Consider the following 9,724-nt stretch of genomic DNA (forward strand, 5'->3'; position numbering starts at 1 on the left):
CAAACCCAAAATAACTATTTTGGGCAAAAAATTGAACCTCTCATTTTTTATTTAGAACGCTATTGATTTTTGAAAATTAAAGGTAATTTGGTGGGTTCAGTGGTAAATTCAACCTTCCAAATAGTTTCTAAGAATTAATAATTTCAAACAGATGCAAGATAAAATACAACCTGAAATAACCCCGGAAATAAAAACTATGGCGAAGGTCCTTTGGGATTATCATCAGGTAAACCATGGCTTAAATAAAGCCGATGCCATTTTTGTTTTAGGTAGTCATGACATTAGAGTGGCGGAGCGCGGAGCACAATTATGGCTGGGAGGCATGGCTGACTATTTAATACTTTCAGGTGGCTTAGGGAATTTTACGCTTGGCGTTTGGGAGGAGACCGAGGCAGATAAATTTGCTAAAATCGCATTGAATATGGGGGTGGCCGAATCCAAAATTATCGTAGAGAACAAGTCTACCAATACTGGAGAAAACATCCAGTTTACTCAAAAAATCCTTAAAGAAAAAGGACTTGACTTTCATCGATTTATCGTCGTCCAAAAACCCTATATGGAAAGAAGGTCCTATGCCACCTTTAAAAAGAATTGGCCGGAAAAATCTGTTGCAGTTACAAGCCCTAATATCAGTTTTGATAACTATCCCAATGAAGAAATTTCAATGGCCATTGTGATCCAGTCTATGGTGGGAGATTTGCAAAGGATTAAGGAATATCCAAAGCTTGGTTTTCAAATAGAACAAGCGATTCCACAGGAAGTTTGGCGGGCATTCGAACAATTGGTTAAGCTGGGATTCGACCAGCACCTCATCAAAGAATAGTATCCGTGACTAAAATTTTATTATCCTTTCACTATTCTGCATCTAAGGCTCTTTTGTAGGTCTCCAGCGCCCTTTCTCTTGCTTGCTTGTGAGCTACAATCGGGTCTGGATATGCTGATGTACCATATTCCGGAATCCATTTTTTAACGTATTTTTTATCCTTGTCAAACTTTTTCATTTGAGATTCCGGATTGAAAATCCGAAAGTAGGGTTGAGCGTCTGTACCTGTGCCAGCGGCCCATTGCCAACCACCATTGTTGGAAGCCAATTCATAATCTAGAAGTTTGCTTGCAAAATAGGCTTCTCCCCAACGCCAATCTATCAATAGGTGCTTGGTTAGAAAGCTGGCCGTAAGCATTCTTACTCTGTTGTGCATGTATCCGGTGGCATTGAGTTCACGCATGCCGGCATCTACCATGGGATAGCCTGTTTTTCCTTCACACCATTTTTTGAATAATTCCTCATCGTTATCCCACCGAACCTTGTCGTATTTTTCCTTAAAAGACGTATCAACTACTGCAGGATTATGGTAGAGGATCATCATGTAAAATTCCCGCCAAATTAATTCGTTGAGGTAAGTGTCATTTAACTCTAGAGCTTCGTTTACTAAACGTCGGATACTAATCGTCCCAAAGCGCAGGTGAATTCCCAGCCTACTTGTACCTTGAATTGCAGGAAAATCCCGATTTTTATCATAAGTACGAATCAATTTTTTATCAATCTCTAGGGGAGGAATACTAATTTTGCTTTTCTCAAAGCCTAGCTCTTTTAGGCTGGGCAGTGGAAGTGGTTGGGTTTTGTAAAAGGATTTTTTTCTTCCATCCAAATCCACAGGTGTTAAGTTGTTTTGCTTTAATTTTTGTAGCCAGCTTTTGCTGTAGGGAGTAAAAACCTTGTAATAACTGCCTGAATTGTTGGTAATCTCATCTTTTTCAAAGATCACCTGATCCTTAAAATCATAAAATGGAATGTCTTTTTTTGCTAAAAATTGCTCAACCTTCTCATCTCTATCTCGGGCGTAAGGCTCGTAATCCCGATTGGTGTATACATTTTGGATGGTGTAAACTTTTGTCAATGCTTCAAAAATGGCAAGGGGTTTCCCTTTCTTTACCAGCATTGAGCTGTCATAATCTTTTAGGTTGTTGTAAAGTTTACTAACCTGTTCATGGATGAATTGCACCCGAGCATCATTCTTGTTTTCAAGTTTGTCAAGGATATTTTCATCAAAAATAAAAAGAGGCAAAACGTTTTTTTCGTTTTCATAAGCCGTATAGAGACCAATATTATCTAAAAGCCTAAGGTCTCTTCTAAACCAAAATAGTGTAACTTTATCCATAGTACATTAATCAAATCCTAGCCAAATTGTTTGGATTACTTAAGGGTTTTCCTTGTCGATAATATTGATTACTGAAGGCGCTTCCCTTGGGTCAGGCTTAAATAAATCAGGTGCCACTTCTTCAAGGTTGATGTCAAACTCTCCCCTAAGGTATTCGTCAGAATCATTGATGTATAAGTTTTTTTTATTTCTTTTAAAGTTTTGAAAAAGTTCCTTTAAAGAGCTGAACAAGAGGTTTTGTGAAAGGGATACCCCATAAGTATTGGGGGCGCGGTTGTTTATATTTAAAGCTGTGAGGGTATTGAAATTGTTTCGGTTATAAATCCTTACGCGATACTGTCCATTTTCTGTCAGAAGGTATTCAGCCTGCCAGTCTCCTGCTATGGTATTAAGGTCAGCCTTACCTTGCAGGTCTGTAAATCCACCATCTCGGGTCACTCTTAATCGGCCATCAAAGAAGGTATAGGCTACCCTTAGTTGGAAGGATTCCAGAGCGGATTCATCCAAAGTGAGCAAGTCAAAATCGATTTCAAGATTTTCGTCCACTTGGGCAATAAGGTTATTTAGTTGGGATGAAATAAGTTGACTGAGATTAGAGAAACCTATTCCTGCACTATTGAATTGACCCTCAGGAGAAAACCTACGAAGCATAATCAATGAAAATACCTGCCTGTTTTTTTCTTGTTCATCATTGGCGATTCTGTTTTTGAAAGCAGAGATAGTGGTTTGCAATTCACTGTCTTCAGGGAATTCCGAAAAATCAAAGTCAAAGCCTATATCCGGAGACAATAGCTCTCCTTCAAGGTCCATGATGACTTTTACAGGAAAGCGCCTTTTTATCTGGCTGTTTTCCAAGGTGGAGCTGGTAGTAGTCGTTTGAAGTGAAGTTAGGGACACGCTCTCCTCGTAAACGGCAGAGATATCCATCACTCCGGCATAAGGATCTCCATACCAATTGATGATTCCTCCCGGCTCAATAACAAACTTTTTGTTGATCACATTGTACAAGCTAAAGTTATATAAAGCATCTACTATTTCATAATTGCCTGTCATGGTAAAGTTTCCTTGAGTATCTATGTCCATATTGAATATACCTCTGCCACGACCCTGAATATTTTCTCCTGTTTTTGGGTCAATTTGAATCTCAATATAGGCATCCGGAGTTATGTCCAAGTTCAGATTCATCCGGAGGTTGTTAATGCTTAGCTTTTCAACAGTTTCTTCAAACTCCAAGTGGTTGGAGGTATCTCTCAGGTTAATGATGTTTATAAAATCTTCTTGGGCTTGCCCATTGGATTCCCCAATAGGAATATATATTTTAGTGTTGGCATTTGAACTGGCATTGGCTGTAAGGTCCAGATTATTAGCTGCTCCGAATACATTGATGTCGCCGGTAGCAAAAGCTGTCCCAAAGAATAAGTCATTGTCTGAAGAACTGGTGTTCATTACCTGAAAGTTGTTTATTTGAGCGGTAAGATCCAGTATAAAGTTATCGAAATTGTCATGAACAATTCCTCCTCTCAGACCGGCAACATTGTTATTGACATCACGCAACTCCAAGCCTCTGAAACTAATGTCGTTGGGTTCAAAAATAATATTTCCATCTACAAGGTAAGTGGTGTTGAGGTAGTTGAACCTAAAAGTGGCTCCTTCAAGTTCTCCAAGCCCTGCAACAATTGGTCGAGTAATGCTTCCTCCTACAGTAAGGTTGCCATTGAGCTTTCCGTCGATATTGGTGAGGTAGTCTGCGACAAATGGTTCAATGACAGATAAGCGGGCATCGGTGAATTGGGCATTCAATGCCATTTTCCTTTCTTCATTACCCATGTCTCCCGAGAGCTCAATGATTTTTTGTCCTTCGCGAATATTTTGAATGTTAAGGTTAATGGCATCATCGTCGTAATAGGCACTGGCTTCAATTTCTCCTACCAGAAATTTATTGATGTAAATGTCTCTAATCGATAAGTTGCCCTTCATGCCTTTTTTGTTCCAGCCTTCTTCAAGGTGGACCAGGCCGTTGGCGATGCCTTCATATTCTCTGAGTCCAAAAGAATTTAGAAAATCAAGGTTCAATTCATTAATGCCAATCTCCATTTTATCTTCTGGCTTATGATTGATTTTGCCATTTGCGGCTATGTATTCATTTCCATGAAATATTTTAAGTTTGTCAAATTGAGTTTCACCTGCCTTAAGACTTATGCTGTTGCCTTTCTCAAACTGCCAATAATCATTAAGTAATTTTATTTCTGATGGAGAGAATTTAATTAGGGTGCTGTCAGGAGAAAGGTTGACTTCTGCTTCTATATCAAAATAACTTTCAGTGAGAAGTTGATCCAAATAGAATGTCATGTCCAACTTGGACTGGTTCCATATGGTTTCTGCAGATAGATTTTGAAAATTAAAGCCTGAATTGAGTTGAATTTCTTTTGACAATACATAAAAAGAGGCCAATACTTCGTTACTGTTTTTGTATTTGGCAGTATTTAAATCAATGTTATTATCGATAAAATAATTATTACCATAGTAAATGGTGTCAATACCACTAAAAAAGTTAAACACCGTATTTTGATCTGTCTGATAAAAGGCCCCTTCCACCAGCGTATTGTTGGAAATAAAGAGCATAGGGTCGATCAAATTTAAAATTGGGTTTGCATCCCTAAGATCAAGAGAGATATCAATTTGATATGGGGTTTCAGTAGGCGAGGTTATGTTATTATCCTCGGAATAATTATTGGTTAATATGGCCTGATAATCTTCCCATAATTGTTTTAAGTCTTCTCCCAATTGTTTGACCTTGAAATTGCCACTGATCCCTGCCACCAGCAGATCCGAGTTAAGGGAAATTACTCTGGAATTGTCTGTAAAAAGAGATTGGAAAAGGAAATAATCCAAAAATAAGTCGCGACCGTCATAGCTGACCAGCACATCTCTAAACCGAGCTACACCTTCAACGTCATCTAGGCTAACCCCTTTGGTGTCCAACTCAAAATTACCACTCAGAAAGATGGCTTGATTGATAATATTTATTTCATTTAAAAATGCTGTGTCCAAGTCCAGTACCAGGTTTGCCGAGTCTTTATCATTTCGAAGGTCTAGCATACCATCTACATCCATTACCAGATTTGGATCATTTACGGTCATTTTTCCGGCAAACAGGTCTTTTGCAAATGTAGCTTTTGTGCTAATATTTTGAAAATCATACTGGTTGATACCTAATTTGCTAAAATTAGCATCCATTTCAATTATGGCTGTAGCTACACTAAAACCTGAGCCCTTGATTTGCCCTTTAAAACTTGTTTTTTGAAAGTTTTCAGGATCTTCCATTAATACGCCTAAATCCAAATTTGTGGCCTCTAATTGCCCTTCATAAGTAGGTGTTTTGTTTTGTTGTAAGTAGTTAAGTGTTCCATCAAGCCTCCCAATTTCGGTCCGAAAATTACCTTGTGCCATAAAATTATCAAGTTGGCCCTCAAAATCAGAATTGAAACGAATGATACCGAATTTATTTAACTCCCTTCTGGCTTGAGGTGTGGCATATGGGGAGAGGTCGTCAGGGCTAACAGTGGAGTTGATTAGAGAAAGTTCAAAATAAGTTTTGGAGACCGTTGGTAAGCCCTCAATATTGAATTTTCCAAACAATGCACTCTTGTCTCCAAATCTCAGGAGTAACTCGTCTGAATAAATGGAATCAACCCTTCCATTTACTTCTCCACTTAGCGAAAGCCTGTCGTCTATGGAGGGTATATTATCAGAAAAATAACCAAGATCTCTAATGTCTAGGATGGCCTCATCTAATGCTGCTGAAATTTCTATCTTATGGTTAAAATCACGCAAATCTGTAGGAGAGTCATACTCGAATTTAAGGTAGTTTTTTATTTCAGTTTGGTTAGACTTGAGATAGAGGTCTTTGAATTCCATCCCAGTATTGGAGTAGGTGAAATTGGTTTGTAGCTGTTGGAAAATCATACCTGAATTGGTCTCAACACCTTTCATGTGCTTAAGGTCAAATGCCACGGTATCCCTTCTGATATAAAAGTCTGTTGCAGAGGCTACCAGGTCCCTGAACTGAAGGTCGCTGTAATCAAATTTAACATCAAAGGGAGGGAGGGTGTAATCTACAATATCCAGAGAAGTTTCCATTAGCGAAATATAGCCAATGGTAAATGTGGATGCCTTGAGGTTGTTTTTTTCCTTTTTTGGCAAGAAAATAGCCCGAAGGCGGGAAAGAAATACGGAAATATTTAATCCTTGCCCATCTGCATGGGTTAGGATTCTTACATTCCCATTTTTTAGATTTATTTCATCAAATCCCGGTTGTTCTGTATCCATCAAACCTTTAATAGAAAAGTCGATATAAACTTCCTCAAGATCCATCATCAAACTGTCTTGCAAGTCCATAATGGATACTTCCTGCAAACTGATGGCATCCCACCATCTGATGTTTACCCGGCCGATTTCTGTTTCATAGCCTGTTTCTTTGCTGATATAATTGGTAAAGAAACCGGCAAGATAAGTCTGCAATACAGGAATCTGTAACAATAAAGTAATGGTAAGTAGGAATATAAGCATATAGCTCATGATCCTAAACGTCCTTCTAAGGGCGTTCAGCAAAATTTCCTTAACTTTCGATTTATTTTCCAACAGGCACGAAATGAGTAGTAATATATTAGCAATAGAATCCTCTTGTGATGAAACGTCAGCATCAGTGATTTCTGATGGCAAAATACTTAATAATATTGTCGCCACGCAATCTGTACATGAGAAATATGGTGGCGTTGTACCGGAATTGGCCTCTAGAGCACATCAGCAGCATCTTATACCGGTGGTGGCTGAAGCATTAAAATCTGCCGGAATTGCTAAAACTGAATTAGATGCCATTGCTTTTACCCGCGGTCCCGGTTTGATGGGAGCATTATTGGTAGGTGTTTCTTTTGCCAAGTCTTTTGCCTATGCATTGGATAAGCCGATTATTGAAGTGAACCATATGGAAGCCCATGTGTTGGCCCATTTTATTGATGCACCAAAACCCTCCTTCCCCTTTATCTGTTTAACTGTTAGTGGAGGGCACAGCCAACTGGTGTTGGTTAAGACTGCATTAACCATGGAGGTATTGGGAGAAACCAAGGATGATGCAGTGGGAGAAGCTTTTGATAAAATTGCTAAAATTTTAGGGTTACCCTATCCCGGCGGTCCACATCTGGATAAATTGGCGGCCAAAGGTGATCCATTGGCTTATCCTTTTCCGGTATCAGAGATGAAAGGGCTTTCTTTTTCCTTTAGTGGCATAAAAACTGCTGTGCTTTATTTCTTAAAGGAAAACATTAAAAAGGATCCGGACTTTATTGCGAATAATTTGGAGGATATCTGTGCTTCTGTACAGTATACATTGATAAAAATGTTGATGCAGAAACTGGTTAAGGCTACCAAAAAGCAAGGGATAAAAGAAGTGGCCATTGCAGGAGGAGTTTCAGCCAATTCGGGACTAAGGTATACAATTGCTGAGGCCGCAAAAAAATACCGTTGGAATGTCTACCTTCCCAAATTGGAATATTGTACAGACAATGCGGCCATGGCTGCGCATTTTAAGTACCAGGCCGGTATGTTTACAGATTTGAACGTCAGTCCATTGGCAAAATTGAAAATTGGAAATCATGGCTAAAAAGAATAAATTCGAGAAAATAATAAATATCAAAAACAGGAAGGCAAGCTTTGAGTTTGAATTTATAGATAAATACAAAGCAGGGCTTGTGCTAAAAGGGACTGAAATTAAGTCAATTCGAGAGGGTAAGGTCTCTCTTACGGAGGCCTATTGTTATTTCCGAAACAATGAATTGTTTATTAAGCAAATGCACATAGCTCCGTACACGCTGGCAGCTCATTTTAATCATGACCCGGTCAGGGAACGAAAGCTATTGCTACAAAAACAAGAGTTGAAAAAACTGCAAAACAAACTTGCAGAAAAAGGACTTACCATAGTGCCGGTTAGGGTATTTATTAATGACAAAGGGCTGGCAAAGATAGAGGTGGCCCTAGGTAAGGGTAAAAAAGTGCATGACAAAAGACATTCACTAAAAGAAAAAGATGCAAAACGAGACCTTCAAAGAATGGCATTCTAATTCTACTTTCGGTATCTGTAGGCTTTCGCTCCTCAGTGTTTATACGAAACCTGTGAGCGATGCCGGATTAAGTACCCAAATACTTTTTGGTGAGTTGTATGAAGTTGTTCAGGTGGGTGAAGACGGACAATGGTTAAAAATAGAGGGTTTAGAATCCATTGGCTCAGGTTGGATTCTGACCTCCCAACACCATCCCCTTACAAAAGAAGCTTTCGAATTTTTTGCAAAATCTCCCCGACAAATTGTCTCCGAAGGGATAGGAGAAATCAAGCTGAAAGACAATACCATGTTTTTATTACCCGGCAGTCAGCTACATGCCGGACAGAATGAGATCTTTGAATGGGAAGATTCTATAAAGTTTAAGGGAAAAAGTAGGCCTTATGAAAGGAAAGCCAATAGGATGGAAGTTAAAAGGATAGCTTTGGGTTTTTTACATGTGCCTTACCTTTCTGGAGGCAGAAGTTTTTTTGGATTAAATGCTCCCTCCTGGTTAAATTTGCTTTTTAAAATCGGCGGCATTGTTTTCCCAAATGAATTGAACGCTCAGGACAATGTAGAAAAAAAGGAGCGTATTTCTGAAATAGATATTGGAGATGTTATAATTTTTGGCACACAGCGAGGCATTCCATTTCAAGCGGGTCTATATATTGGAGAAGGTGCATTACTTTGGGTCAAAGAAAAAGTAAGGTTCGGGACTTTTGATCCAAAAAAATGGAACACAATCAATAATCGCCCTAAAGACAGTATTCAATTGCTAACCGTAAAAAAACTAGTAGATTGATGAAGGAGATATCAGAAAAAAAAGTGCTTGTCCTGAACTTAGATCATTCACCGGTAGGGGTAGTCAATGTACATAAAGGCTTTGTGTTAACTTACCTCGATAAAGCCACTTTGCTGGTAAAGTACGATTACCTTCAAATAAGGACGGTAGACCATATTTTTGATTACCCTGCAGTTATTCGGCTCAATCACTATAAAAACATCCCATACAAAGGTGTTTTGCTGAACAGAAATAATCTTTTTAAGCGGGATAAATATACCTGTCAGTATTGTGGGTCTGGGAAAGACTTGACTTTGGACCATGTGGTGCCGAAGAGCAAGGGAGGTAAAACTTCTTGGAAAAACCTTATTACCGCCTGCCATCGCTGCAACACTGTTAAAGGCAACAAGACACCTGAAGAAGCTGGGATGCCACTAGCAACCTTCCCTTTCAAACCAAATTTATCTTATTATCTTGCTGAATATGCGGAGCGGCATGCGGCAGAGTGGATTCCTTTTTTAGCCATAAAAGAGGTTTGATAAAGCGCGAAGGGAGTAAGTCTTGAATTGATATTTTGTTGGTATACAGTTTCTAATCCTAAAATAATTCGTAAATTTGCAATCCATTCGGGTGAATGGGCCTTCTTTTGCGAGGGAATCATTAATAAAAACCTCAGCCAGATGACCTTA

General features: G+C 38.9%; 7 protein-coding genes. 5 read left to right on the plus strand and 2 right to left on the minus strand.

From position 1 onward, the window contains the following. Nucleotides 1-151 precede the first annotated feature (151 nt). Complete coding sequence (locus AAC037_RS11380) at nt 152-823, plus strand: YdcF family protein (RefSeq protein ID WP_339903107.1); 672 nt, start codon at nt 152-154, stop codon at nt 821-823. Between the two features lie 31 nt (nt 824-854). Here the strand turns inward: AAC037_RS11380 and AAC037_RS11385 are convergent, their stop codons facing one another. Together AAC037_RS11385 and AAC037_RS11390 are read right to left on the minus strand one after the other, a co-directional pair. Then, nucleotides 855-2,159: a deoxyribodipyrimidine photo-lyase gene (locus AAC037_RS11385; protein WP_339903108.1), complete on the minus strand. Its 1,305-nt coding sequence runs from the start codon at nt 2,157-2,159 to the stop codon at nt 855-857. Nucleotides 2,160-2,198: 39 nt separating this feature from the next. Further along, nucleotides 2,199-6,737 (minus strand): translocation/assembly module TamB domain-containing protein, encoded by a 4,539-nt coding sequence (locus tag AAC037_RS11390; protein WP_339903109.1) that lies wholly within the window; start codon nt 6,735-6,737, stop codon nt 2,199-2,201. 73 nt (nt 6,738-6,810) lie between these two features. Here AAC037_RS11390 and tsaD point away from each other — a divergent pair, with 73 nt between their 5' ends. From tsaD to AAC037_RS11410, 4 genes are read left to right on the plus strand one after another with little or no spacing between them, the layout of a single operon-like run. Further along, nucleotides 6,811-7,818 carry a tRNA (adenosine(37)-N6)-threonylcarbamoyltransferase complex transferase subunit TsaD gene (tsaD, locus tag AAC037_RS11395; protein ID WP_339903110.1) on the plus strand — a complete coding sequence of 336 codons (1,008 nt, stop codon included), beginning with the start codon at nt 6,811-6,813 and terminating at the stop codon, nt 7,816-7,818. After that, complete coding sequence (gene smpB / locus AAC037_RS11400; RefSeq protein ID WP_339903111.1) at nt 7,811-8,275, plus strand: SsrA-binding protein SmpB; 465 nt, start codon at nt 7,811-7,813, stop codon at nt 8,273-8,275. Before tsaD ends, smpB begins: the two co-directional genes overlap by 8 nt. Then, entirely contained in the window at nt 8,241-9,056 is an 816-nt protein-coding gene (locus AAC037_RS11405; protein WP_339903112.1) for an NlpC/P60 family protein, read from the plus strand. The genes smpB and AAC037_RS11405 overlap by 35 nt, the downstream gene beginning before the upstream one ends. Then, nucleotides 9,056-9,574, plus strand: a complete 519-nt coding sequence (locus tag AAC037_RS11410) for an HNH endonuclease (protein WP_339903113.1) — start codon at nt 9,056-9,058, stop codon at nt 9,572-9,574. Before AAC037_RS11405 ends, AAC037_RS11410 begins: the two co-directional genes overlap by 1 nt. The last annotated feature ends 150 nt before the right edge of the window (nt 9,575-9,724 follow it).

The sequence above is a fragment of the uncultured Cyclobacterium sp. genome (assembly GCF_963976465.1).
Taxonomy (GTDB): domain Bacteria; phylum Bacteroidota; class Bacteroidia; order Cytophagales; family Cyclobacteriaceae; genus Cyclobacterium.

Bases quoted from the DNA above. Each gene is read 5' to 3' on its own strand.
- AAC037_RS11380 (WP_339903107.1), top strand. From the start codon at position 152: ATGCAAGATAAAATACAACCTGAAATAACCCCGGAAATAAAAACTATG.
- AAC037_RS11385 (WP_339903108.1), bottom strand. From the start codon at position 2,159: ATGGATAAAGTTACACTATTTTGGTTTAGAAGAGACCTTAGGCTTTTA.
- AAC037_RS11390 (WP_339903109.1), bottom strand. From the start codon at position 6,737: ATGAGCTATATGCTTATATTCCTACTTACCATTACTTTATTGTTACAG.
- tsaD (WP_339903110.1), top strand. From the start codon at position 6,811: ATGAGTAGTAATATATTAGCAATAGAATCCTCTTGTGATGAAACGTCA.
- smpB (WP_339903111.1), top strand. From the start codon at position 7,811: ATGGCTAAAAAGAATAAATTCGAGAAAATAATAAATATCAAAAACAGG.
- AAC037_RS11405 (WP_339903112.1), top strand. From the start codon at position 8,241: ATGCAAAACGAGACCTTCAAAGAATGGCATTCTAATTCTACTTTCGGT.
- AAC037_RS11410 (WP_339903113.1), top strand. From the start codon at position 9,056: ATGAAGGAGATATCAGAAAAAAAAGTGCTTGTCCTGAACTTAGATCAT.